Source organism: Streptomyces sp. NPDC041970 (assembly GCF_055588985.1).
In genome coordinates, this window is the sequence record NZ_JBVJCD010000074.1 from 1 (window position 1) to 25,479 (window position 25,479).

18 protein-coding genes and 1 pseudogene are annotated in these 25,479 nt (G+C 71.7%); 16 read left to right on the forward strand and 3 right to left on the reverse strand.

Features of this window, described 5'->3' with window-relative positions:
- Positions 1–688: 688 nt before the first annotated feature.
- Positions 689–2,020, forward strand: coding sequence for a polysaccharide deacetylase family protein (locus ACZ6EJ_RS25235; RefSeq protein ID WP_469270232.1), 1,332 nt, complete (start codon positions 689–691; stop codon positions 2,018–2,020).
- A 321-nt stretch (positions 2,021–2,341) separates the two neighbouring features.
- On the opposite strand, the gene ACZ6EJ_RS25240 is transcribed toward ACZ6EJ_RS25235, so the two are convergent.
- Positions 2,342–3,337, reverse strand: coding sequence for an ATP-binding protein (locus ACZ6EJ_RS25240; RefSeq protein ID WP_469270233.1), 996 nt, complete (start codon positions 3,335–3,337; stop codon positions 2,342–2,344).
- Positions 3,338–3,439: 102 nt separating this feature from the next.
- On the opposite strand from ACZ6EJ_RS25240, the gene ACZ6EJ_RS25245 reads away from it, so the two are divergent.
- Positions 3,440–4,264 carry a Fic family protein gene (locus ACZ6EJ_RS25245; RefSeq protein ID WP_469270234.1) on the forward strand — a complete coding sequence of 275 codons (825 nt, stop codon included), beginning with the start codon at positions 3,440–3,442 and terminating at the stop codon, positions 4,262–4,264.
- 656 nt (positions 4,265–4,920) lie between these two features.
- On the opposite strand, the gene ACZ6EJ_RS25250 is transcribed toward ACZ6EJ_RS25245, so the two are convergent.
- Positions 4,921–5,766, reverse strand: a complete 846-nt coding sequence (locus ACZ6EJ_RS25250) for an HAD family hydrolase (RefSeq protein WP_469270235.1) — start codon at positions 5,764–5,766, stop codon at positions 4,921–4,923.
- A 527-nt stretch (positions 5,767–6,293) separates the two neighbouring features.
- Between ACZ6EJ_RS25250 and ssd the strand changes: the two genes are divergently transcribed.
- The 7 genes and pseudogenes from ssd to ACZ6EJ_RS25285 all read left to right on the forward strand — a co-directional run.
- Entirely contained in the window at positions 6,294–7,400 is a 1,107-nt protein-coding gene (gene ssd, locus ACZ6EJ_RS25255) for a septum site-determining protein Ssd (protein ID WP_469270236.1), read from the forward strand.
- Positions 7,397–8,545: a TadA family conjugal transfer-associated ATPase gene (locus ACZ6EJ_RS25260; RefSeq protein WP_469270238.1), complete on the forward strand. Its 1,149-nt coding sequence runs from the start codon at positions 7,397–7,399 to the stop codon at positions 8,543–8,545. The genes ssd and ACZ6EJ_RS25260 overlap by 4 nt, the downstream gene beginning before the upstream one ends.
- Positions 8,542–9,462, forward strand: coding sequence for a type II secretion system F family protein (locus tag ACZ6EJ_RS25265; protein WP_469270239.1), 921 nt, complete (start codon positions 8,542–8,544; stop codon positions 9,460–9,462). The genes ACZ6EJ_RS25260 and ACZ6EJ_RS25265 overlap by 4 nt, the downstream gene beginning before the upstream one ends.
- Positions 9,459–10,289, forward strand: a complete 831-nt coding sequence (locus ACZ6EJ_RS25270; RefSeq protein ID WP_469270241.1) for a type II secretion system F family protein — start codon at positions 9,459–9,461, stop codon at positions 10,287–10,289. The genes ACZ6EJ_RS25265 and ACZ6EJ_RS25270 overlap by 4 nt, the downstream gene beginning before the upstream one ends.
- Before the next feature lie 140 nt (positions 10,290–10,429).
- Positions 10,430–10,696, forward strand: a complete 267-nt coding sequence (locus tag ACZ6EJ_RS25275; RefSeq protein ID WP_469270243.1) for a DUF4244 domain-containing protein — start codon at positions 10,430–10,432, stop codon at positions 10,694–10,696.
- Positions 10,697–10,853: 157 nt separating this feature from the next.
- Positions 10,854–11,186, forward strand: a complete 333-nt coding sequence (locus ACZ6EJ_RS25280) for a TadE family type IV pilus minor pilin (protein ID WP_469270245.1) — start codon at positions 10,854–10,856, stop codon at positions 11,184–11,186.
- Positions 11,187–11,392: 206 nt separating this feature from the next.
- A pseudogene (locus tag ACZ6EJ_RS25285) lies at positions 11,393–11,635 on the forward strand (Rv3654c family TadE-like protein); the annotation flags it as partial.
- Positions 11,636–11,821: 186 nt separating this feature from the next.
- Here the strand turns inward: ACZ6EJ_RS25285 and ACZ6EJ_RS25290 are convergent.
- The gene (locus tag ACZ6EJ_RS25290; RefSeq protein ID WP_469270246.1) at positions 11,822–14,473 is read right to left on the reverse strand and encodes a DEAD/DEAH box helicase; all 2,652 of its coding nucleotides are present in this window, start codon (positions 14,471–14,473) and stop codon (positions 11,822–11,824) included.
- A gap of 79 nt (positions 14,474–14,552) precedes the next feature.
- On the opposite strand from ACZ6EJ_RS25290, the gene ACZ6EJ_RS25295 reads away from it, so the two are divergent.
- The 7 genes from ACZ6EJ_RS25295 (at position 14,553) to topA (ending at position 25,349) form a co-directional block, all read left to right on the forward strand.
- Positions 14,553–14,906, forward strand: a complete 354-nt coding sequence (locus ACZ6EJ_RS25295) for an STAS domain-containing protein (protein WP_003967428.1) — start codon at positions 14,553–14,555, stop codon at positions 14,904–14,906.
- A 200-nt stretch (positions 14,907–15,106) separates the two neighbouring features.
- A complete protein-coding gene (locus ACZ6EJ_RS25300) occupies positions 15,107–15,556 on the forward strand; it encodes an ATP-binding protein (protein WP_469270247.1) in 450 nt (149 codons plus the stop codon).
- Between the two features lie 974 nt (positions 15,557–16,530).
- Complete coding sequence (locus tag ACZ6EJ_RS25305; RefSeq protein ID WP_469270248.1) at positions 16,531–18,948, forward strand: sodium-translocating pyrophosphatase; 2,418 nt, start codon at positions 16,531–16,533, stop codon at positions 18,946–18,948.
- A 381-nt stretch (positions 18,949–19,329) separates the two neighbouring features.
- Positions 19,330–19,977 carry a small secreted protein gene (locus ACZ6EJ_RS25310; RefSeq protein ID WP_469270249.1) on the forward strand — a complete coding sequence of 216 codons (648 nt, stop codon included), beginning with the start codon at positions 19,330–19,332 and terminating at the stop codon, positions 19,975–19,977.
- Positions 19,978–20,144: 167 nt separating this feature from the next.
- On the forward strand, positions 20,145–21,674 hold the full coding sequence (locus ACZ6EJ_RS25315) for a DUF7059 domain-containing protein (protein ID WP_469270250.1): 1,530 nt from the start codon (positions 20,145–20,147) through the stop codon (positions 21,672–21,674).
- A 292-nt stretch (positions 21,675–21,966) separates the two neighbouring features.
- Positions 21,967–22,164: a hypothetical protein gene (locus ACZ6EJ_RS25320; protein WP_469270252.1), complete on the forward strand. Its 198-nt coding sequence runs from the start codon at positions 21,967–21,969 to the stop codon at positions 22,162–22,164.
- 281 nt (positions 22,165–22,445) lie between these two features.
- A complete protein-coding gene (gene topA / locus ACZ6EJ_RS25325) occupies positions 22,446–25,349 on the forward strand; it encodes a type I DNA topoisomerase (RefSeq protein ID WP_469270253.1) in 2,904 nt (967 codons plus the stop codon).
- The last annotated feature ends 130 nt before the right edge of the window (positions 25,350–25,479 follow it).

Genomic DNA, 25,479 nt, shown 5'->3' on the forward strand with positions numbered 1-25,479 from the left:
ACCCCCCAGGTCATCCGATCGACAGAGGGGACACAGTCATACCGGGCCCGGAGGCCAGCGGCCCCATTGCAGGACCGCGAAAAACATAACGGGGGGGGGAGTCGGGCCGGCGGGATCCGTGCAGGGGCGCGGCTTCCGTACGCGTTGCCCGGCGGTCGGTCCGGGTGGCGGAGGGGCTGGTTGACTCCCGCGCCTCAGCGCCCCGTGCCCCCGCGACAGGCGCCGCGAGGCACCGCACGGGCGCCTCGCGGGCGACCGGTCGCCGGCTGCCGAGGCGAGCGCGGGCCCTTCAGGGGCCGGCGGGTCGGGAGCGGGAGCGGTGCGGTGCCGCCTCGGCCCCGTACCGGCTCCTCGACCTTTCAGGCCGGGCGCGAAGACGGTGGCGGGAGGGGGTGTGAGTGGACATGGTGCCGTCTCCTTCAGAGGCCCGGTCGCGGCGAGGTGGTCGGCGTGCTGGGGCGGTGAGGTGGCCTGAGGCGCAGCATTTTCGACTCCTGACGCCTGAACAGTAACGCAGAGTGAATATCGGGGTCCGGCATTCGGGGCATTCGGGTCACGAGATCACCCCATCAAGTGAATAAGCAGCTTTTCATTCGATATGTCCTGGGTGTCTGGTGGAGCTGCGTGCGAGGTTGGCCGCGCCGTCGGCACTTCAGCACAAATAACCTGCGAGGAAGAGGGTGGGCGGATGATGGCCGCCACGAAGAGGATTGCTCTGGGCGTCATGGCCGCTTCTGTGGCCGCCGTTCTCACGGGCTGTTCGGGAGGGTCCGCGTCCGGGGGCGCGGATGCCGGTACCGAGGGAGGGGCCCACGGAGCCAAGGAGAACGCCCCGAAGGCCGCCCCCAAGAACGCGATCAAGCTCATCGGGGACGGATCGACCGCCTTCACCGGGGCCCAGCCGAAGATGCCGCCCGTCGAACGCCTGAAGCCAGGTCAGAAGCCGCCGCAGTTCGTGGTGTTCTCCTGGGACGGGGCCGGTGAGGACAGCCAGAAGCTCTTCTCCCACTTCCGCGAAGTGGCCAAGAAGTACAACGCCACGATGACGTACTTCCTCAGCGGAGTGTACCTGCTGCCGGAGGAGAAGCGGGCGCTCTACAACCCGCCCCAGCACACGGCGGGCCGTTCCGACATCGGCTTCAACGACACCGAGGGCATCCGCGACACCCTGGCCGAACTGCGCGCCGCCTGGAAGGACGGCAACGAGATCGGCACTCACTTCAACGGTCACTTCTGCGGGAAGGACGGCGGCGTCGGGACCTGGTCCGTCGAGGAGTGGAAGAGCGAGATCAGTCAGGCGAAAGGTTTCGTCAAAGGCTGGAAGACGAACACTCCGGAGCTGAGGAACGAGGCTCCCCTCCCCTTCGACTACGACAAGGAGCTGGTCGGCGCCCGCACGCCCTGCCTGGAAGGGCAGAAGAACATGGTCGCGGCCGCCCGCACCATGGGCTTCCGCTACGACTCCAGCGGCGTCGGCAACCAGGTGTGGCCCCGGAAGAAGGACGGCCTTTGGGACATCCCGCTCCAGCTCGTCCCCATGCCCGGCCGGGCGTTCGAGACCCTCTCGATGGACTACAACTTCATGGTCAACCAATCGGGCACGACCACCCAGGGCGACCCTTCCCAGCACGAGTTCTGGGGCGATCAGATGCGGGACGGCCTCCTCCAGGCCTTCGACCGCTCGTACAACGGCAACCGCGCGCCGCTGATCATCGGCAACCACTTCGAGTCCTGGAACGGCGGCACCTACATGCGTGCCATCGAGGAGACCATCGCGAAGGTGTGCACCAAGGAAGCCGTGCGCTGCGTGTCCTTCCGGCAGCTCGTCGACTGGCTGGACGCGCAGGACCCGAAGGTGCTCGCCAAGCTGGCCAAGCTCGACGTCGGCCAGGCTCCCGCGGGGGGCTGGCCGTCCTACCTCGGCACCCGTACCGGTTCGGCGCAGCCCGCGGGCAAGGGGGCGGCCAAGCGTGAGACGGACCCGGCCCCCGCCGGGGCGGCGGGCCGCGAAGCCGACTGACCGCTGAGGTCCGTTCGCCGGGCACTGCCCCGTGGTGTCCGGCGAACCGGAGCGCCTGCGCACCCGTAGAGGGGGTGCGGCGTGTGAAGGCGAGGGCCGGACGGGCCCACGCCCCCGCGGTCCACCGGATGCGCCCGACCACCAGGCCCGGTGGCCGGGCGCCCGCGCCCCCGCCGCGTACGCCCTGGGGAGCGCTCGCGTACGCGGTGGGGGCGCGCCCGGCGAGGCCGGTCCCGGCGCGGCGTACGCACCTGGGCGCAAACGGTGCACGGCGTACGAAGGTGTACGTGAAGTGCGCCCTGCACACCGGGGCGCGCGGTGTCAGGCGGGCGCGGTGATCCCCGCGCCCGCGCGCCGCTCGTCGAGGACGAAGGACGGGTCGACCTGGGCGGCCAGATCGGCGCCGGTCTTCTCGTTGCCCCAGCTCTCGGCGTTCTTCAGATGGAAGTGCACCATCTGTCGCGTGTAGCGCTCCCAGTCGCGCAGCTCGTACGAGTCCTCGGCGGTGTCCTGGAGCGTCTGCAGGGCCATCCGGTTGTCGGCCTCCAGCAGCTCGAACCGGGACGGCCGGCCCTTCTCCATCGACCGCACCCAGTCGGAGTGGCCGACCCCGACCAGCAGGTCGTCCCCGACTTCCGCGCGCAGGAAGTCCAGGTCGTCCTGGCCCTGCACCTTGTTGCCGACGACCTTCAACGCGACGCCGAAGTCGCGGGCGTACTCCTTGTACTGGCGGTACACCGAAACACCCTTGCGGGTCGGCTCCGCGACCAGGAACGTCATGTCGAAACGGGTGAACATCCCCGAGGCGAACGAGTCCGAGCCCGCCGTCATGTCGACCACGACGTACTCGTCCGGGCCGTCGACCAGGTGGTTGAGGCAGAGCTCCACGGCCCCGACCTTGGAGTGGTAGCAGGCCACTCCGAGATCCGACTCCGTGAACGGGCCGGTCGCCATCAACCGGATGTCCCCGTCGTCGAGCCGGACCGTGCGCGCGCAGGCCTCGAAGATCGGGTTGTCCTCGCGCACCCGCAGCAGGCGGGAGCCTTCGCCGGGCGGCGTGGTCTTGATCATGGTCTCGGCGGAGGCGATGCGCGGGTTGGTGCCCCGCAGGTAGTCCTTGATGAGGGGGAGGTGCGCGCCCATGGCGGGCAGGGAGGCCGCCTCTGACTCGTCCAGGCCGAGTGCGGCCCCCAGGTGCTGGTTGATGTCGGCGTCCACGGCGATGACGTGGGCTTCGTTGGCGGCGAGGTGGCGGATGAAGAGCGAGGACAGCGTGGTCTTGCCGCTGCCGCCCTTCCCGACGAAAGCGATCTTCATGTTCACCTAGGGTAGCGGCACGATCGCCGTGTGCTGTCGATGTCGGTGAAGAAGGCCACCAGGGGGTGGTCCGGCGGGGCGGGGAGCGTAGCCTCGCTGCTTATGAGTACGACTGCCTCAGATCCGCTCGCCGCGCTCGGCGTCCTGTCCGGAGTGCCTGACGCCGTGGACTCCGTACGCAAGGCCGTGGACCGCGTCTACGGCCATCGCGTCATGCGGCGCCGCAGTAACGAGGTCACGGCGGAGGCCGCGCTGCGCGGTTCTCGCGGGTCGGCCGCGTTGGCCGGAGCCGACTGGAACCTGGAAGAGGTGCGTCGGCGCACCGACTTCAGCGGCGACGACGAGGCGCGTACCGTCGGAGCCGCGTTGCGCCTCACCGCGGAAGCCGGGCAACTCCTTTCCATCTGGCGGCAGTCACCGCTGCGGGTGCTCGCCCGGCTGCATCTGGTGGCGGCGGGCGGGGCGCAACCGGACGAGGCGGTGGGCCGGCCCCGGCTGGCCGGTGAGACGGTCGAGGAGCCGTTGATCGAGGCGCCGCTGCCCGACGCCCACGAGGTCGCCGGACGCCTCGAGGGGCTCGCGCAGTTGATCATCGCGGGCAGCTCCGCCCCTGCCCTGGTGACGGCCGCCGTGGTGCACGGCGAGCTGCTGGCTCTGCGGCCCTTCCGGTCGCACAACGGGCTGATCGCCCGGACCGCCGAGCGCGTCGTGCTGATCGGGAGCGGGTTGGACCCGAAGTCGGTCTGCCCGGCCGAGGTGGGGCACGCCGAGCAGAGCCCCGAGGCGTACGTCGCGGCCTTCCAGGGCTACGCGGCCGGCACCCCCGAAGGCATGGCCGCCTGGATCGCGCACTGCGGGCGTTCGGTCGAGCTGGGCGTACGCGAGTCCACGGCCGTGTGCGAGGCGCTGCAGCGCGGCGCGGCCTGACGGTCCCGACGCGGCGGGGTGCGAGGCCTGCGGGTCTGGCCCTTGGAGCCTTCGGGGCCTCTGGGGGCGGGGAGGTCGCCCCAGCCCGCCTTGGGTGCCGTTGAGGGGTGCGAGGTCGGCTCGGAGCTGCTCCCGCTGGGCTTGGCGCTTCGCCTGCGGGGCCGGCGCCCGGCCGGCGAGAGTGGGCGGGCCTGGCCTGCCGCGGTGTGGGTCGAACCTTCCCGAAGGCAGTCGACCCCGCTCAAGGGTTGCGGCGGCACCGGTGTGCGGTGCCGCCGCTGGCACGTCCGCCCAGTTACCAAGCGTCCTCGTTGTTCGCCCATCAGGTCGGGTGCTTTGCCCGTCACCTGGTGCGGCTGGCCCGTAATCGACGGGTCGACGTCGCGTGGGTGCTCGGCTTTCGTGCTCGGTCCGTGGGGCCGTCCTGCGTTACAGGTCATCCTCTCGGATGTCCTTGGTCTCGCGGGCCGTTGACTCCTTTGTACTCCAGTGCTGGAGGAAGGGAAACCCCTCACCTCACTTCTTTACTTTTAGGTTCAATCATGGGCGAAACGGACGGTCGTTTTCTCGGGTACGGCCGGCTCCCGTGGTACGGGCTCCCGCTTCGGCTCCGACCGGTGCGGACCGGGCGCCGGGGGGTAGGTGCTGTCCCGGTCTTATCCGGGCACGGGCGCGACGACGGCACGCCGGCGACTGGCGTACCAGACCAAGCCCGCGGTGACCGCTGCCGCGCTCACCGCGGCCGCTGCCACCAAGGCGGGGCGGGGCGGCATCGAGAACGCGGGCAGGCGTTGCTTCAGGCGGACCGGGCGATTGAAGACGAGAATCGGCCACTCCCGGAGGGCCGCTTCGCGGCGCAGTGCACGGTCCGGGTTGACCGCGTGCGGATGTCCGACCGCTTCCAGCATCGGGACGTCGGTGGCCGAGTCGCTGTAGGCGTAGCAGCGCGAAAGGTCGTACCCCTCCGAGTGGGCGAGCGCTCGCACTGCTTCGGCCTTGGTCGGTCCGTAGGCGTAGTACTCGACCTCGCCGGTGAAGCAGCCGTCGTCACCGACGACCATGCGCGTGGCGACGACGCGGTCGGCGCCGAGCAGTTCGCCGATCGGTTCGACGACTTCCGCGCCCGACGTCGAGACGATGACCACATCACGGCCGGCCGTGTGGTGTTCCTCGATGAGAGTGGCGGCCTCGTCGTAGATGATCGGGTCGATCAGGTCGTGCAGAGTCTCGGCGACGATCTCCTTGACCTGCTGGACGTTCCACCCCTTGCACAGCGTGGAGAGGTATTCGCGCATCCGCTCCATCTGGTCGTGGTCGGCGCCCCCGGCGAGGAACACGAACTGTGCGTACGCGGTGCGCAGCACGGCACGGCGGTTGATCAGCCCGCCTTGGTAGAAGGACTTGCTGAAGGTGAGCGTCGAAGACTTCGCAATGACCGTCTTGTCCAGGTCAAAGAAGGCTGCTGTGCGCGGCGAGAAGCAGTTTTCCACAACGCTGAGCATAGGGGCCCACCATTCGGCGCAACCTCCGGCGTGTGGGTTTGCCTGAGAAGGCCCTCGGGTACACCATGGAAGTCACGGATCGTTCGCGACCGTGCTAACCCCGGTCCGGCTCCTCCCCCCCCGAGTCGGCCGTGGGGACGACCCCCGCTCTCCCCCCCGGCGGGGGTCGTCGCATGTCCAGGTGCCTTTTCGCGGGGCGGGACAACGTCAGCCTCCTTCTCTGGCCGCTGTGGGCCGGTTTGCGCGAGCCGCCGATGCATCGCTCGTCTCGTCACAGTGTGTAGCAGACAGGCTGCGCTCCGGAAGTCGCTGGATCGGGTTACGAAGTTATTCACAAGGCCAGGGTCGTCCACAGTTTTTCTTCCAGATCCACATGTTTTTCCGCCGTGCTGCACGTTGATTCCACCCGCGAAGTCCGTGGGGCGGAATCGTGCATCTCGGAACGCTCCGGGATCGCCGCGAACCGCACTGAAGGGCAGTGAGAAGGGGCGGAGATCGTGGCTGGTTCTCTCGCAGGAGAAGGGGCGATGGCCGCAGGTGGGCGGCGTGGCGGACCGCTGATCGTGACCGAGGACTTGGAACTGCTCGACGACCTGCTGCGGCTGTGCGCGGCGGCGGGGGCCGAGCCGGAGGTGCATCACGGACCGCCTGCCCGCCGGGGCGGCTGGGAACGGGCTCCGATGGTGCTGGTGGGCGATGACGCCGCCGCGCGATGCCGAGGAGCCGGCCGCAGACGGGGGGTGATGCTGGTCGGTCGGGACCAGGACGACCCGGATGTCTGGCGGCGCGCGGTGGAGATCGGGGCGGAATACGTGCTCCGGCTGCCCGATTCGGAGAACTGGCTCGTCGATCAGATCGCCAACGCGGCCGAGGGGGTCGGCCGGCCCGCCCTCACGGTCGGCGTGATGGGAGGGCGGGGCGGCTCCGGCGCGTCGACCTTGGCCTGCGCACTCGCGGTCAGTGCGGCCAGATCCGGGCGGCGCACCATGCTGATCGACGCCGATCCCTTGGGTGGTGGCATCGATGTCCTGCTCGGGGGCGAGCGAGCCGAAGGGATGCGATGGCCGGATTTCGCCCATTCCAAGGGGCGTCTCGGCGGTGGGGCCCTGGAGGACTCGCTGCCCGCTCTCCACGGGTTGCGGGTGCTGAGTTGGGGGCGCGACGACGAGGTGGTGATCCCGCCACAGGCGATGCGGGCGGTGCTGGCCGCCGCACGCCGTCTCGGGGGAGTGGTGGTCGTGGATCTGCCGCGCCGGGTGGACGAGGGCGTTGCGGAAGCCCTGGCCCAACTCGATCTGGGCCTGTTGGTCGTTCCGGGGGAGCTCCGGGCGGTCGCGGCGGCCAAGCGTGTCGCCTCCATGGCCGCGATGGTGCTGGACGACCTGCGGTTGGTGACTCGCGGACCTTATGCGGCGGGTCTGGACGAGGACTGGGTCACCCAGGCCCTCGGCCTCCCGTTCGTCGGTGCATTGCCCACGGAAGCCGGGCTTCTCGCTTCCCAGGACGGTGGCACCCCGCCCGGCGGCGCGGCCCGCGGCCCCTTGGCCCGCTTCTGCGCGGCCTTCTGGGAGCAGGCGGCGGCAGCGGGAGAGAAGAACCCCGCGCCGGGGCTGCCCGGAGGGGGGACGCCATGACGGACGCGCTGCTCGACGCCGTACGACAGCGGTTGGCGCGCAGCGGCGCCGCCCCCACGCCAGCCGGTGTGGCCGCCGCTCTGCGGGCGCAGGGGCGCCTGCTGGGTGACGCCGAGGTGCTGGGTGGAGCGGCCGAACTGCGCGGTGAGCTCGTCGGCACGGGGGTGCTGGAGCCTCTGCTCGCAGATCCCGCGGTGACCGACGTGCTCGTCTCCGCACCGGACCGGGTGTGGGTGGACCGGGGCGGCGGGCTGCAACTGACCGGCGTCACCTTCCCGGACGCGGCGGCGGTACGGAGACTGGCCCAACGCCTGGCCGCGGTGGCAGGCAGGCGGTTGGACGACGCACGGCCGTGGGTGGACGCACGGTTGCCGGACGGCACCCGGATGCACGCCGTGTTGCCCCCGGTGTCGGTCGGCTCGACCTGCCTCTCCCTACGGGTGGTGCGGCCACGCGCCTTCTCGCTGGTGGAGTTGGTGGCGGCAGGCACGATCCCGCCGGGCGGCGACCGGATTCTGCGGGCCGTCGTGGAGGCGCGGATCTCCTACCTGATCAGCGGCGGCACGGGAGCGGGTAAGACGACGCTGCTCTCCAGCCTCCTCGGCGCGGTCGGGGCGGACGAGCGCATCGTGCTCGCCGAGGATTCCGCCGAGCTGCGTCCCGATCACCCGCACGTGGTCCGCCTGGAGTCGCGTCCCGCCAACCAGGAAGGAGCGGGCCGGGTGACGTTGCGGGACCTGGTGCGGCAGGCGTTACGGATGCGACCCGACCGGCTCGTGGTCGGAGAGGTGCGAGGCGTCGAGGTCCTCGAACTCCTGGCCGCTCTCAACACCGGCCACGAAGGAGGGTGCGGCACCGTGCACGCCAACGCGGCCGCGCACGTGCCCGCTCGGCTGGAGGCGCTGGGGACCGCCGCCGGTCTTGAGCGGGTCGCCCTGCACAGCCAGTTGGCCGCCGCGCTCTCGGTGGTGGTGCATCTCGTACGGGACCGCACCGGGCAGCGGCGCATCGCCGAGGTGCACGTTCTGGAGCGGGACGCGGTGGGCTTGGTCGTCACCGTCCCGGCCCTGAGCTGGGGCGTCGACGGATTCGTTCGTGAGCGGGGATGGGAACGGCTGCGTTCGCTGATCGGAGGGGTGCGGTGACGGGCGGGACGTCGGCCTACACCGTCCACGCGGTGGCCCTCTGTGCCGGGTCGGCAGTGTGGCTCGCCATGACGAGGGATGCGGGGGCTCGGCGGGCGCGGGCGCTGTTCGCGGATGCTCGCCCCGAGCCCCGCCGGCCATGGAGCCGGTGGCCCGGACTGTCGGAGCCGTGGCAACGGCTGGAGGAGTCGGCCAGGAGGCGTCGGGAGTGGTGGTGCCTTCCCCTGGCAGTGCTCATCGCGGTGCTGGGCGGCTCGGTGCTGCCCCTGGCTGCTGGAGCGGTGGCGGTCCCGCTGGTGCGTCGGTGGCTGCGCAGCCGGTCCGCACGGCGGAAGGAGGAGGGTGCCGCGCACGCGGTGGCGGCCTTGTGCGGGGCCGTGGTCGGAGAGCTCCGAGCCGGTCAGGAGCCGGGGCGGGCGTTGCTGGTCGCGCTGCGCGACGGCGGGGTGGAAGGCGACGTGCCGACGGCGGCGCGCTCGGGAGCGTGGCTGGGGGACGCGGAGGCCGCGGTGCTGGCCGCGGCGCGGTTCGGGGGCGATGTGCCGGCGGTGCTGCGGCAGGCGGCGGACGGCCCCGGCCTTCAGGGTCTGTCCGGGATGGCCGCGTGCTGGCGGGTGGCCGTGGACGGCGGGGCCGGACTGGCAGCCGGTCTGGACCGCCTGGAGGCGGCGTTGCGGGAGGAGCGGCGCAGACGGGAGGCGCTGCGAGCCCAGCTCGCGGGCGCCTGGTCGACGGTCGTGGTCCTGGCACTGCTCCCGGTGGCGGGCCTCGGTCTGGGAGCAGCGCTGGGAGCCGCGCCCCTGTACGTGCTGCTGCACACCCCGGCGGGCCTGGTCTGCCTGGTGACGGGCGGGATCTTGGAGGCCGCCGGCCTCTTCTGGGCCTGCCGGATCGTGCGCGGAGGGGAGGCGGCGTGAACGCGGCGGGCGAAGAAGTTCTCCACAGTCTGGGGATGGCGGCGGCAGCGGGGGGCGCGGCGGTCCAGTTGGCTCTCATGTCGATCGCTCGGCGGAGGAGGCGAGCTGCCCGAGCAAGGGGCGCCCTGCTGCTGGGAGCGGCGCCCGCCATACGGCCCCGGTGGCGGAGCCGGGCTGGCGCGAAGCTCCGGGCGGCCGGGGACGAGGGTATCGCCGGGAGCGTCGGCCGGTGGGCGGCCCCGGTGGGGGCCTGGCTCACCGGGTGGGTCCTGGTGGGCGGTGCGCTGGGGTGGGCCGTCGGCTCGGCCGCGGCGTACGGGACGTGGCGGTGGATCCGAACCCGGCCACGGCACCGTTCGGGCTGGACTCACCGGGAGCGCTCCCTGATCGCGGCACAACTTCCCCTCGCGGCGGATCTGCTGTCGGCCTGCATTGCGGTCGGGGCCGGGCCCCGTGACGCGGCGGAGGCGGTCGGCGACTCCATCGGGGGTCCGGTCGGAGACCGGCTCGCCCGCACGGCCGCCGAGATCCGTCTCGGCGGCGAACCGGCCGAGGCGTGGGCCCGTTTCGGGGAGATACCGGGCGCCGGCCCGCTGGCCCGCTGTCTCCACCGGGCCGGATCGACCGGCGCGCCGGCCGCCGAACCGGTCGCACGGCTGGCCGACGCGATGCGTGCCGAGCGGACCGGCGCGGCCGTGGCGCGCGCTCAACGGGCCGGGGTGCTGATCACCGCGCCGGTCGGGCTCTGCTTCCTCCCCGCCTTCCTGGCGCTGGGAGTGGCGCCGGTGATCATCGGCCTCGCCGGCGGATTGCTCGGGACCGGTTAAAGGGCCGTTCGGCGGCCTGACAGAGCCGATGGCTTCGAATGCGGCAGCGGTCGGTGACCGCGACCATCTGGCCGACTCGCTGCTTCTCACGGGTGTTCCGTCCGGACGCCCGCTCGACATCAATGCCTATGGGGGACGAAATGGAAGCGAAGTACAAGAACCGGTTCGTCAGCGTGCTGTGCCGCATCCGGCCGCCGTCATGGCCGCTGGACCACCCGGTGAAATGGCCCGCACGGTGGTCCGGGCGGCTGGGCCGGTCGGACCACGGAATGACGACGTCCGAATACGCGGTGGGGACCATCGCGGCGTGCGCCTTCGCGGCGGTGCTCTACAAGGTGGTCAACAGCGGGCCGGTGATGTCGGCCCTGCAGTCCCTGGTCGAGGACGCGCTCGATGCCAAGTTCTGAGTGCGGGGCGGGGCACGGCTCCCGGGCTGGTGCCCCGCTGTCCGCTCGGAGGTTCTGCCGACCCTCGCGCGGGGGCCGCTGGCGAAGCCCATGGGGAGGGGGCGGTAAGAGCGCTGCCGACCGTCTGAGCCGTCGCGGGGTCCGGGACCGGGGAGCGGTGACAGCAGAGGCGGCCATGGTCATCCCGGCGCTGGTGGTCTTCTCCATGGCGCTGCTCTGGGCGCTGATGGCGGCTTCGGCCCAGATTCGATGCGTGGACGCGGCGTCGATGGGAGCGCGGGCCGCGGCTCGGTCCGAACCGGAAGCCGCGGTGCTGGCCGTGGCACAGGAGGCCGCGCCCCACGGAGCCCGGGTCGAGTTGGGCAGGACGGGGGATCTGTGGCGCGTGCGGGTGGAGGTGCCGGCGCCGGGCCCCGGTGCGTTGGCCTTGACGCTGGATGCCGAGGCGTCCGCCTTGGCCGAGGACACGCTGGGAGGCGTCGCGCCGTGAGGGAGGGGGAGGGGCGGAGTCGGCGGTTGTCGTCCGGGACCGGTGACCGATCCGGGGGTTCGGGGCAGGACGGGGGACAGCTCAACGAGCAAGGCAGGCGCGCCCGACGCTGGCTCGCACTGCGACGCCCTGTCCGGAGCCGGCTCAGGCCCCGGCGCACGGGTGGGCGGCGAGGGAGGGAGCGGCTGAGCGGGACGGATCGGGGGATGGCGACGGTGTGGGTGGCGGTCACGACGGTCGCCCTGTGCACCGTGTTCGCCTGCGTGCTCGCGTTGGGGCAGGCGCTGGCTGCTCGCCACCGGGCGGCCGGGGCCGCGGACCTGGCCGCTCTCGCCGCGGCGGATCGCGGGCTGGAAGGCGGGGTGGTCGCGTGCGAGGCCGCTCGGCGGGTGGCTCTGGCGCAGCACGCCGAGCTTGTCCGCTGCGCCGTGCAGGGAGAGATCGCCGACGTGGTCGCCCAGGCGCGCTTCGGGCCCTACGAACCCGTCGCCAGGTCCAGGGCGGGACCGCCGGGCCTCCCCGCCCGGGCGCGCCTGGTTCCCTACGAGCCCGTCGCCAGGCCCAGTGCCGGTCCGGTGGGCCCTCCCGCCCACCCCGACGCCTCCGGGTCGGAGACGTACCGGCTGTCCGGTGCGTCAGCCGTAGGGCTCCTCCTCCGTACGCGGCTGGGGGGCGGGCGCCTGGCCTGGCGGCCCCTCGTCGTCCCGATCCAGGGGGGCGGCCTCCTTGCCCGATCCCCAGGGCTGGGGTGCGGGCCCAGCGCCCGGCACGGACGTCCGCGGTGCGGGCTCTTCGCTCGGCTCCGGTTGCCGGGGCGCGGGCTCCTCGGCCGGCTCCGGGGCGGGAGCGGCTCGGAGGAGTTCGGTGAGCAGGCGTACGGCACCGCGCTTGTGCAGGGGCTCGTTGCCGTTGCCGCACTTGGGCGACTGGATGCAGGAGGGGCAGCCCGCCTCGCACTCGCAGGACGCGATGGCTTCACGGGTCGCCGTCAGCCACGTACGGGCGGTGTTGAAGGCCCGTTCGGCGAAACCTGCGCCACCGGGGTGGCCGTCGTACACGAAGACCGTGGGCAGCAGGGTGTCCGGGTGCAGCGGTACCGACACGCCGCCGATGTCCCAGCGGTCGCAGGTGGCGAACAGCGGCAGCAGGCCGATCGACGCGTGCTCGGCCGCGTGGAGGGCGCCGCCGAGGATCTCCGGGTTGATCCGGGCCGCGTCGAGCTGGTCCTCGGTGACCGTCCACCACACCGCGCGGGTGCGCAGGGTCCGGGGCGGCAGGTCGAGCTTCGTCTCGCCCAGTACCTCACCGGTGATCAGTTTGCGGCGCAGGAAGGACACCACCTGGTTCGTGACCTCCACGGAGCCGTAGCAGAGCCGACCCTGGCCCCAGGGGACCTCGGTGTCGGTCTCCAGGACGGTGATGGCCGTGGTGTCGCGGGCGACCGTGGAGTACGGCGGGTCCGCCCGTTCGACCAGGGCCACGGAGTCCTCCAGGTCCAACTTCCGGACCAGGTAGGTGCGGCCTTGGTGGAGGTGGACCGCGCCCTCGTGGACGGACGTGTGGGCGGCCGCCGCATCGACAGTGCCCAGCAGCCGTCCCGTGCCCTCCTCGACGATCTGGACGGGACGGCCGCCCCCGCCCCGGATGTCGGTGAGGTCGGCGGCCCGCTCGCGGCGCGTCCAGTGCCAACCCGACGCCCGCTTGCGCAGCAGTTTCGCCGCCTCCAACTGCGGCAGCAGTTCGGGCACGGCGGGACCGAAGAGCGCGATGTCGGGCTCGGTGAGGGGCAGTTCAGCAGCCGCGGCGCACAGGTGGGGGGCGAGGACGTACGGGTTGTCCGGGTCCAGCACCGTCGACTCGACGGGCTGCTGGAACAGCGCCTCGGGGTGGTGCACCAGGTAGGTGTCCAGCGGATCGTCCCGTGCCACCAGAACGGCCAAAGCGCCCTGTCCCGTCCGGCCGGCGCGCCCCGCCTGCTGCCAGAGCGAGGCCCGCGTGCCGGGATAGCCGGAGATGACGACCGCGTCGAGGCCGGAGACGTCGATGCCGAGCTCCAGGGCGGTGGTGGCGGCCAACCCGAGAAGTTCGCCGGAGTGCAGGGCCCGCTCCAGCGCGCGGCGTTCCTCGGGAAGATAGCCGCCCCGGTAGGCGGCGACGCGCTTCGGCAGCGACCGGTCCACCTCCCCGAGGCGTTCCTTGGCGATCAGCGAGATCAGCTCCGCGCCGCGCCGGGAACGCACGAAGGCGACCGAGCGGACGCCCTGGAGGGTCAGGTCGGTGAGCAGGTCGGCGGTCTCGGCGGTGGCGGTCCGTCGTACGGGAGCACCCTTCTCGCCGTGCAGGTCGGTCAGCGGGGGTTCCCAGAGGGCGAAGACCACCTCCCCGCGCGGGGAGGCGTCGTCGGACACCTCCCGGACCGGCAGGCCGGTGAGGCGTCCGGCGGCCTCCGCCGGCTCCGCCGCGGTGGCCGAGGCCAGCAGGAAGACCGGGTCGGCCCCGTAGCGGGCGCACAGGCGGCGCAGTCGCCGCAGGACTTGGGCGACATGGGAGCCGAAGACGCCCCGGTAGGTGTGGCACTCGTCGATCACGACGAACCGCAGGGCGCGCAGGAACGAGGCCCAGCGGGGGTGGGACGGCAGGATGCCGCGGTGCAGCATGTCGGGGTTGGTCAGGACGTAGTTGGCGTACTGCCGCACCCACTCGCGTTCCTCGACCGGTGTGTCGCCGTCGTAGACGGCGGGCCTGACCGCGGTGCCGAGAGGAGCGGCCAGGCCCTTCACCGAGCGCCGCTGGTCGGCTGCCAGGGCCTTGGTGGGGGCGAGATACAGGGCGGTGGCCCCGCGGCCGTTCGGGGCCTCGGAGCCGTCGACCAGGGTGCTGAGGACCGGAGCGAGATAGGCGAGCGACTTGCCGGACGCGGTGCCGGTCGCGATCACCACGGACTCGCCGTCCAGCGCGTGCTCCGCGGCGGTCGCCTGGTGCGCCCACGGATGGCCGATTCCGGCGTTCTCGATCGCCGCGATCACTTCCGGTCGGATGCGATCCGGCCAGATGGCATGGGTTCCCGATCTCGGGGGCAGGTGCTCCGTATGAGTGATGCGCGCGGCCCGGCCCGCCCCTGCGGCGAGCCGGTCGAGGATCATGTCGGGAGAGGGGCGCGAGGCCCCACTCTCGGGTGGTCGTCCGGGACGGTGATTCTTGGCCATCGGCACCGAGTGTGTCACTGGCGTGACGGACAATGGTCCCGAGGCGTCGTACATGCCTGCTGGTAAGTGATTGAATGCCATCGCGGCTGGCGATCCGTCCCCTGGCCTCCGTCGGGGAGACCGAGGGGCAACCGCTCGATAGCAAGGTGCTGGAGGATCCGTGGACCTGTCCCTGTCGACTCGCAATGTGTCCGGACCTGGTGGCGACCGTACGGTCGTCGAGGTCGGTGGCGAGATTGATGTGTATACCGCGCCCAAGCTGCGCGAGCAGTTGGTCGAGTTGGTGAATGACGGCAGCTATCACCTGGTTGTCGACATGGAAGGCGTCGACTTCCTCGACTCCACCGGCCTCGGCGTGCTCGTGGGCGGCTTGAAGCGCGTCCGGGCCCACGAGGGCTCGTTGCGTCTGGTCTGCAACCAGGAGCGCATTCTCAAGATCTTCCGAATCACGGGCCTGACCAAGGTGTTCCCGATTCACACCACGGTCGACGAGGCTGTCGCCGCCACCGACTGAGGTCGGCGCGTGTCGACCTCCGGGTCGGCGGGCAGGCGGTGAACAAGTCGGCAGCGGCAGCGTGTGGGCCGCGGCGAGCAGGCGGTCGACCTCCGGGTCGGCTGTCGGCTTTGTCGGTGCCGGAAGAGGAGAGCCGAGGTGCCGGGCGTGCAAGCCCAGGGGCCTCTGAGGCGTATGCCCGAACGTTCGAGGGGGATCGCATGGCCACCGTTGAACTCCGCTTCAGCGCTCAGCCTGAGCACGTCAGGACGGCTCGCTTGGTGGCGGCCGCCGTGGCGCGCCGGGCCGGTGTCGACGAGGCGGTGCTCGACGAGGTCAGGCTCGCCGTCGGTGAGGCGTGCAGCCGCGCGGTCGGGCTGCACCGCACCCACGGGATCACCGCGCCGGTCAACGTGGCGCTGACCGAGGAGGAGAAGACGTTCTCCATCGAGGTCGGTGACAGCGTGCCCGGCCCCGGCGGCGATGCCGCGTCCGGGGGCCGCGCAGGGGCGTCTGGCATAGGGCCGGACGAACCCCAGGGTGAGGGCGAGGACGAGATGGGCCTCGCGGTGATCAGCGGTCTCGTCGACGACGTGGAGGTCCGCACCGGTACGGGCGGCGGAGTGATCCGCATGAGCTGGCCCACGGCCGCCGTCGCGGTGAGGACGTAGCCGAGAGCTCTGCGGCGAGGCGCAGCCAGCCCGCCCCTGCGACCTTGGCCGGCCGGCCGGCCCGTCCGATCCGACCGGCCTCGGCCTTGGGTCCCCTCTCCGCGACACCACTTCGGACTCGGTCGCATAGGGACGGCCTGTACGCCTCGGCCCCGCCCGACCACGGCCGCCTGTCCGCCTCGGTGCCTTCACCCGCGCCGGACCGTCCGCCTACCTCGGCACCCCTCGCCTGCGGCGGAGCCTCCGCCCGTGTCCGCTCCGGACCGCCCGCTCGTCTGAAACCCTGCCCGACCCCAGACCGGCGGTCTGCTTCGATGCCGCCCACCCCGCACCCTGGGCCGCATGGGCTCCGCCTGACCCGGACCACCTGTCTGCCTAGCGCAGCCCCCAGGGCGCCACGGCTGTAGGGACCTCGCCCGCGCTCGGCTCGGGCCGCCCGGCAGGGTCCGCGTCCGCGTCGGATCGCCCGCCTCCTTGGTCCCCTCGTCCGCTGTGGAGACCTCGGGAGATCTCGCCCGCGCCAGACTCGAACCGTCCGCCCGCCAGCCCGCCTCGGCCCCACTCGTCTGCCGCGGAAACCCCGCCCGCGGCCGGACTCGGACGGTTCGCCTCGGCGCCCCCGCCGCCCCGCTCGGTACGCCCCCATCGGCCTCATCGGACCCATGAAGCCCGCAAGTCGCATGAGCCCAGCGAGCCCCGTAAGCACTGTCTCGTTTTCCCGGCCTGCTGAGCAGGGCTTTTCTTCTTCAGCTCGCGGGATTCCGTGTGTTTCCGATCGCGCGCTCCCGAGCCGAAATGCTTCCGTTCTCCGCCGGTAATCCACCTGCCCCATTACTGCATTCGGGAAGAAGCGCTCCGTCGATCTTTCGGCGTTGGGGGGAGAGTAGTCGATTATCTTCCCACCCACTGTTTTGATCGTGTTCCGCTCCCTACAATCCGTCCACGACTTGAGCGCTGAGCGTCAAGGAGGACGTATGGCGGAGTTCCTCACCACCCCCACGGCAGTACTGCGAGAATCCGCACTTTCCGACCGGCCCGCCTCCCTCGCGGCGGCGGTCCTCACCGACGACAACCGGCTGATCATCGTGGTGGTGGCGGTCGTCGCCGTCGCCGCGCTGGTCGTGGCCCAGTTGCTGGCGCGCCAGGTTCTGGCCGCCGGTGAGGGCACCGAGCGCATGAAAGAGATCGCCGCGGCGGTCCAGGAGGGCGCCAACGCCTATCTGGCCCGGCAACTTCGCACGGTCGGCTTCTTCTCCGTCGTCGTGTTCTTCCTGCTGTTCCTGCTGCCGGCCGAAAACTGGTCGCAGCGCGCAGGGCGCTCGTTGTTCTTCCTGGTGGGCGCGCTTTTCTCGGCGGCTACCGGTTACATCGGGATGCGGCTCGCCGTTCGGAGCAATGTGCGTGTGGCCGCCGCCGCCCGCGAGGCGACTCCGGCAGAGGGCGAACCCGCCGAGGACCTCACCACCGTTTCGCACAGAGCCATGAAGATCGCTTTCCGGACCGGCGGAGTGGTCGGGATGATCACGGTGGGGCTCGGGCTGCTCGGTGCGTCCTGCGTCGTGCTCGTCTACGCCGCCGACGCGCCCAAGGTGCTGGAGGGGTTCGGTCTCGGCGCGGCGCTGATCGCCATGTTCATGAGGGTCGGTGGCGGGATCTTCACCAAGGCGGCCGATGTCGGCGCCGACCTCGTCGGCAAGGTGGAACAGGGCATTCCGGAGGACGACCCGCGCAACGCCGCCACCATCGCGGACAACGTGGGCGACAACGTCGGTGACTGCGCGGGTATGGCCGCCGACCTCTTCGAGTCGTACGCCGTGACGCTCGTCGCCGCGCTCATCCTCGGGACGGCGGCTTTCGGCGACGCCGGTCTGGCCTTCCCCCTGATGGTTCCGGCGATCGGCGTCGTCACCGCGATGATCGGGATCTTCGCGGTCGCCCCGCGCCGCGCCGACCGCAGCGGGATGACCGCGATCAACCGGGGCTTCTTCATCTCCGCGGTGATCTCGCTCGCCCTGGTGGCGGTGGCCGCCTTCGCCTATCTGCCGTCCTCGTACGCGGAGCTGAACGGCGTCACCGACACCGCGATCACCGGGCACGGCGGTGACCCCAGGATCTTCGCCCTGGTCGCCGTGGCCATCGGCATCCTCCTGGCCGCCCTCATCCAGCAGCTCACCGGCTACTTCACCGAGACCACCCGCCGGCCCGTCCAGGACATCGGGAAGTCCGCGCTGACCGGTCCGGCCACCGTGGTGCTCGCGGGCATCTCCATCGGCCTGGAATCGGCCGTCTACACGGCTCTGCTGATCAGCCTCGGCGTCTACGGGGCGTTCCTGCTGGGCGGTACGTCGATCATGCTGGCGCTCTTCGCGGTCGCGCTCGCCGGGACGGGGCTCCTCACCACGGTGGGGGTCATCGTCGCCATGGACACCTTCGGGCCGGTCTCCGACAACGCCCAGGGCATCGCCGAGATGTCCGGGGACGTCACGGGGGCGGGCGCGCAGGTGCTCACCGACCTCGACGCCGTGGGCAACACGACCAAGGCCATCACCAAGGGCATCGCCATCGCCACCGCCGTCCTGGCGGCGGCCGCGCTCTTCGGGTCCTACCGCGACGCCATCGCCACGGCGGTCGGGGACGTGGGGGCCGGGTCGGGCGAGTCGGGGTTGAGCCTGGACATCTCGCAGCCCAACAACCTGGTGGGCCTGATCCTGGGCGCCGCGGTCGTCTTCCTCTTCTCCGGGCTCGCCATCAACGCGGTGTCGCGGTCCGCCGGTTCCGTGGTCCACGAGGTCCGGCGGCAGTTCCGCGAACACCCCGGAATCATGGACTACTCGGAGAAACCGGAGTACGGCCGCGTCGTGGACATCTGCACCAGGGACGCGCTGCGCGAACTGGCCACGCCCGGACTCCTCGCGGTGCTGGCCCCGATCGCGGTCGGGTTCACCCTCGGCGTCGGCGCGCTCGGCTCGTACCTCGCGGGCGCGATCGGCGCCGGGACTTTGATGGCGGTGTTCCTCGCCAACTCCGGAGGGGCGTGGGACAACGCCAAGAAGCTCGTGGAGGACGGCCACCACGGCGGCAAGGGCAGCGAGGCCCATGCCGCGACCGTCATCGGCGACACCATCGGCGACCCGTTCAAGGACACGGCCGGCCCGGCGATCAACCCGCTCCTGAAAGTGATGAACCTGGTGGCCCTGCTCATCGCCCCGGCGATCGTGCAGTTCAGCTACGGATCGGACGCGAACCCCTGGGTGCGGGCCGTGGTGGCCGTCGTCGCCATCGCGGTCATCGTCGCTGCGGTCTACGTCTCCAAGAGGCGCGGCATCACCGTGGACGAGGAGGGCGCGGGGCCCACGGGTGACGGTCCCGCGGCCTCCGTGGCGGCCCCGTGAGCCGGAGGGCCGGAACGGAGCGTCACCCGTGCGGTGCGCGAACAGCGCTTACGGAGACCGCACGTTGACGATCAGTCAACCATGGTGTGGACGGCTCGTTCCGGCGAGCCGTCCACCCGCTCGCCGCGGTCGTCCGTACTGCTGATGTTCCGGCCGGTCTCCCTCATGCGCCTTGTGCCATAGCGGTGTTGGCGGACATCGGTGATGCCCGTTCGAATGAGTGACCGCTCGTGCGTCCGATTTTGCTGGCCGAGTGGCATCTCCCTCATTCGTCTTGGTGCAAATGGCTTCAAAAGCGCGCACACCGGATGCCCGGCTCCCAGCCGTCGTCCTCCGGACGTGTAAGTTCCGGGGCCGAGAGCCTTGGAAGGGACCAAACCGGTGAACAAGAAGCTTGCGGCCGCGCTGTCCGGCGGTGCGGTACTCGTGTTGACGCTGTCGGGTTGCAGCGACGACAGCGACAACAAGGTGAACGACTGGGCCAAGAAGGTCTGCGACCAGGTCCACCCCCAACTGCAGAAGATCGCCGACGCCAACGCCGCCATCCAGCAGCAGACCGCGGACAACAGCAAGCCGGCCGACGTCCAGAAGACCGACTCGGCGGCCTTCCAGCAGATCTCCCAGGCGTACAAGGCGCTGGGTGCGGCTGTGGACTCCGCAGGGCCTCCGCCGGTCGACGACGGCGAGGCCACGCAGAAGGAGGCGGTGAAGGAGCTGAACGCCTCCTCCCAGGCGTACGCCGGCCTCAAGACCAAGGTCGACGCCCTCGACATCAAGGACCAGGCGAAGTTCGCCGACGGCCTCAAGGGCATCGCCGACGAGCTGAACAAGATCAGCACCAGCGGTGACCAGGCGCTGAAGAAGCTGCAGTCCGGCGAGGTCGGCACCGCCATGTCGAAGCAGAAGGGCTGCCAGAAGCCGACGGCCTCGACCAGCCCCTCGGGCCCCGGCGCGGGGGCGACCCCGGACGCCACCGCCTCCCCCGAGGCCACCGCCTCCCCGGAGAAGACGCCCGAGAAGAAGGCGTAACCGGGGGCCGCGGGCCCCGCGGCCCCGCCCCCGTACGCCCGCGGCCGCCGACTCCGGCGGCATTCGCGCGGCCTCCGTGCGGCACCAGCAGGACACCACGGCGGCCCGGACGCCCGATCAGCGTCCGGGCCGCTGCCGTTGTCAGTGGGACCGGACACAATGGGTCCGTGAGTACGACCAGCCTTCCCGCACCCGACCACGCCGCCGACCTCCGCGAGGCCCTGCTCGCCGCGGCCTTCACCGCCGACGGGCTCCTCGACCGGCTCGGCGCGCCCGCCTACGCCGCGCTCGCCCGCAGTGAGACGGTCCCCGCGCTGCGGGCCACGCGGGGGGACGCACCGCTCGACACGCTGGTGCGCCTGTTCCTCCTCCAGCGCCCCGTTCCCGAGGAGCGGGCCGGCGCGGTCCTCCCGCTGGAGGAGTGCGTCGCGGACGGCTGGGTGACCCGCGAGGCCGGCGCGGTCCGCGCGAGCGTCGACGTACGGCCGTACGGAGGGCCGGACGGCGAGGACTGGTTCATCGTGTCCGACCTCGGATGCGCGGTCGGCGGCGCGGGCGGCATCGGCTCGCGCGAGGAGGGCGTGGTCCTCGGCGTCGGCGGGGCCTCCACCACCCTGGCCGGGCTCACCGTCCGTACGCCGGTCGCCTCCGCCCTCGACCTCGGTACGGGCTCCGGCATCCAGGCCCTGCACGCCGCCCAGCACGCCTCTCGGGTCACCGCCACGGACCTCAACCCCCGCGCCCTGGAGTTCACCCGGCTCACCCTGGCCCTGTCCGGCGCCGCCCCCGCCGACCTGCGTGCGGGCTCCCTCTTCGAGCCCGTCGACGCGGAGACGTTCGACCTGATCGTCTCCAACCCGCCCTTCGTCATCTCGCCCGGCGCCCGCCTCACCTACCGCGACGGCGGCATGAGCGGCGACGACCTGTGCCGCACGCTGGTGCGGCAGTCCGGAGATCACCTGAACGAGGGAGGTTACGCCCAGTTCCTCGCCAACTGGGAGCACGTCGAGGGGGAGGAGTGGCAGGACCGGTTGCGCTCCTGGGTGCCGTTCGGCTGCGACGCCTGGATCGTGCAGCGCGAGGTCCAGGACGTCACGCAGTACGCGGAGCTGTGGCTGCGGGACGGCGGGGACCACCGAGGCGACCCGGCCGCGTACGCCGAGCGGTACGAGGCGTGGCTCGACGAGTTCGAGGCGCGCGGCGCCAAGGCCGTCGGGTTCGGTTGGATCACGTTGCGCAAATCCCCCGAGGCCGCGGCAGGGAACCCCTCGATCGTGGTCGAGGAGTGGCCGCACGCGGTGCGGCAGCCGCTCGGGCAGACCGTCGAGGAGCACTTCGCCCGCCAGGACTACCTCCGCGGCCAGGACGACGCGGCGCTGTTCGCCGGGCACTTCAGCCTGGCCGCCGAGGTCGTCCAGGAGCAGGTCGGCCTGCCGGGCGCCGAGGACCCCGAGCACGTGGTGCTGCGCCAGCACCGGGGCATGATGCGCGCCACCAAGGTGGACGCGGTGGCCGCCGGGTTCGCGGGCGTGTGCGACGGCTCGCTGCCCGCCGGGCGCATCCTGGACGCCATCGCCCAGTTGATGTCCGAGGACCCGGTGCTCCTGCGCGACCGCACCCCGCAGGCGATCCGGTTGCTGGTCGAGGAGGGCTTCCTGGAGCCGGTTCCCGGCGCGGGCGCGCGGCCCGGCGGATAGAGAGCCCCGGTCCGGATTCCGTTCTCGACCCGCCCCGCTTCGGGACCGGTCGCCCGCACCCTCTCCGCCAGCGCGTTCGTGCCGCGTGCGCCACCCGGCCCGCCCCCTCCGCCGGTTCCGGTCGGGGCGCGGGCGGCGGGGTCCGCCGGGTGGCGGGGGAGTGCTGTTCACTCCGGGTTCGCATGGGTGATGCCCCGAGGTGGCAACCTCTCCCTGCCGGGGCCAGGACCCGGCTCCGGTGCCCGGTGGGCCGGTTCCGGACGGTTCCGCCACAACGGTCGAGGGGTAGGGCATGGAGAGCGTCTCCGCGGTCTTCGCCGGTACGGCGCTGGTGCTCTTCGGCACCGCCCTCCTGGTCTGGACGGGGGCGCGCGTCCTGCACCGCGCGCCGGTGGCCCACGGTGTGAGTCCCGTCGCCTCCACCGCCCTCACCACCCTCTTCGGCGTGGTCTCGCTGGCCCTCGGCCTCTGGTGCCTCACGCTCGTCTGATCTCCGCCCCCGGCAGGGCGGCGTCCGCGACGACGGACCGTCCGGCGACCGCCCCGGCCGCCCCCGTGAACCCGTGGGCCGCGGCCTCGCACGGCGCGGACCCGACGGTCCGGGCGGCAGGAATGGCGGAAGTCGGGTTACCGTTCGAGTGGCCGTTGCGGGCTTTTGCCGTTTGACACGGGGGCGGGTTGTACCGTCACACTCCGCAGCGACAGCACCGCGAGCAGCGCCATGGCGCCGCCCGGTTGCTCATCGAGTGTCGACCGGAGAGAAGAGCGAAGTTGTCCCCGACCAGCGAGACCGCACAGGGCGGCCGCCGACTCGTCATCGTCGAGTCGCCTGCCAAGGCGAAGACGATCAAGGGCTATCTCGGCCCCGGATACGTCGTCGAGGCGAGCGTCGGGCACATCCGCGACCTCCCGAACGGCGCGGCCGAGGTCCCGGACGAGTACACCGGCGAGGTACGCCGCCTCGGGGTGGACGTCGAACACGACTTCCAGCCCATCTACGTCGTCAACGCCGACAAGAAGGCCCAGGTCAGGAAGCTCAAGCAGCTTCTGGCCGAGTCCGACGAACTCTTCCTCGCCACCGATGAGGACCGCGAGGGCGAAGCCATCGCGTGGCACCTCCAGGAAGTGCTCAGGCCCAAGGTCCCGGTCCACCGGATGGTCTTCCACGAGATCACCAAGGACGCGATCCGGGCCGCCGTCGCCAACCCGCGCGAGCTGAACCAGCGCATGGTCGACGCCCAGGAGACCCGCCGCATCCTCGACCGCCTCTACGGCTACGAGGTCTCGCCGGTCCTGTGGAAGAAGGTCATGCCGAAGCTCTCGGCGGGCCGCGTCCAGTCCGTCGCCACCCGCCTCGTCGTCGAGCGGGAGCGCGAGCGCATCGCGTTCAACTCCGCCGAGTACTGGGACCTGACCGGCACGTTCGCCACCGGGCGCACCGGTGACGCATCCGACCCCTCGACCCTCACCGCCCGCCTCAGCGCGGTCGACGGCCGGCGGATCGCCCAGGGCCGCGACTTCGGCCCCGACGGGCGGTTGAAGCCCAATTCCGCCCAGACGCTGCACCTGGACGAGGCGAACGCCCGCGCCCTGGCCGCCGCGCTCGCCGACTCCTCGTTCGCGGTCCGGTCGGTCGAGTCCAAGCCGTACCGCCGCTCCCCGTACGCCCCGTTCCGGACCACCACCCTCCAGCAGGAGGCGAGCCGCAAGCTGGGCTTCGGGGCCAAGGCCACCATGCAGGTCGCGCAGAAGCTGTACGAGAACGGCTTCATCACCTACATGCGCACCGACTCCACGACCCTCTCCGACACCGCGGTCTCCGCGGCGCGGGCGCAGGTCACGCAGTTGTACGGGGCGAACTACCTCCCCGAGAAGCCGCGGACGTACGCCGGGAAGGTCAAGAACGCGCAGGAGGCGCACGAGGCGATCCGTCCCTCCGGCGACCGCTTCCGCACCCCCGCCGAGACCGGGCTCACCGGCGACCAGTTCCGGCTCTACGAGTTGATCTGGAAGCGGACCGTCGCCTCCCAGATGAAGGACGCCACGGGAAACTCCGTCACCGTCAAGATCGGCGGCCGGGCGAGCGACGGCCGGGACGCCGAGTTCTCCGCCTCCGGCAAGACGATCACCTTCCACGGCTTCATGAAGGCGTACGTCGAGGGCGCGGACGACCCGAACGCCGAGCTGGACGACCGCGAGCGCCGGCTGCCGCAGGTCGCCGAGGGCGACGCGCTCTCCGCCGACGAGGTCACCGTGGACGGGCACGCCACCAAGCCCCCGGCCCGCTACACCGAGGCCTCGCTGGTCAAGGAGCTGGAAGAGCGCGAGATCGGCCGCCCGTCGACGTACGCCTCGATCCTGGGGACCATCCTCGACCGCGGGTACGTCTTCAAGAAGGGCACGGCGCTCGTCCCGTCCTTCCTCTCCTTCGCCGTGGTCAACCTGCTGGAGAAGCACTTCGGCCGGCTCGTCGACTACGACTTCACCGCCCGCATGGAGGACGACCTCGACCGCATCGCGCGGGGCGAGGCCCAGTCCGTGCCGTGGCTCAGGCGCTTCTACTTCGGCGTGCGGCCCGGTGACGACACCTCCGCCGCCGGCGCGGCCTCCGACGCGGGCAACGGCGACGGCGACCACCTCGGCGGCCTGAAGGAACTGGTCACCGACCTCGGCGCGATCGACGCCCGCGAGATCTCCTCCTTCCCGGTCGGCAACGGCATCAAGCTCCGCGTCGGCCGCTACGGCCCGTACATCGAGCGGGGCGAGAAGGACGCCGAGGGCCACCAGCGCGCCGACGTCCCCGAGGACCTCGCGCCCGACGAGCTGACCGTCGAGCTGGCCGAGGAGCTGCTGGCCAAGCCCAGCGGCGACTTCGAGCTGGGCGCCGACCCGGTGACCGGCAACCAGATCATCGCCAAGGACGGGCGCTACGGCCCCTACGTCACCGAGGTGCTGCCCGAGGGCACGCCGAAGACCGGCAAGAACGCGGTCAAGCCGCGGACCGCCTCCCTCTTCAAGTCCATGTCCCTGGACACGGTCACCCTCGACGACGCCCTCAAGCTGATGTCGCTGCCGCGCGTCGTCGGCGTGGACGCCGAGGGCGTGGAGATCACCGCGCAGAACGGCCGCTACGGCCCGTATCTGAAGAAGGGCACCGACTCCCGGTCGCTGACCTCCGAGGAGCAGCTCTTCGACATCACCCTCGAAGAGGCCCTGGCGATCTACGCCCAGCCCAAGCAGCGCGGTCGCGCCGCCGCCAAGCCGCCGCTGAAGGAGCTGGGCACGGACCCGGTCAGCGGCGCCCCGGTCGTGGTGAAGGACGGCCGCTTCGGCCCGTACGTCACCGACGGCGAGACCAACGCGACGCTGCGGACCGACGACAGCGTCGAGGGCATCACGCCGGAGCGCGGCTACGAGCTGCTCGCCGAGAAGCGCGCCAAGGGGCCCGCGAAGAAGACGGCGAAGAAGGCTCCGGCGAAGAAGGCGACGGCCAAGAAGACCGCCGCCAAGAAGACGACGGCCGCCAAGACCACGGCCGCCAAGAAGACCGCGGCGAAGAAGACGACGACGGCCAAGAAGGCGACGGCGACGAAGACGGCCGCCAAGAAGACGACGACGGCCAAGAAGACCGCTTCCGCCGCCTCGTCCTCCTCCGCCTCCTCGACGGAGGACTGACCCGGAACCTCCGGTTCGGCGCCCGGACCGCAGGGGCGCGGACCGGCCGGTCGCCCGCACTGACGCGGGGGGGGGGGGGGGCGCCCCCCGCGGGGGGGGGGGGGAGGGGGTGTGTATGTGGGTGGGGGGT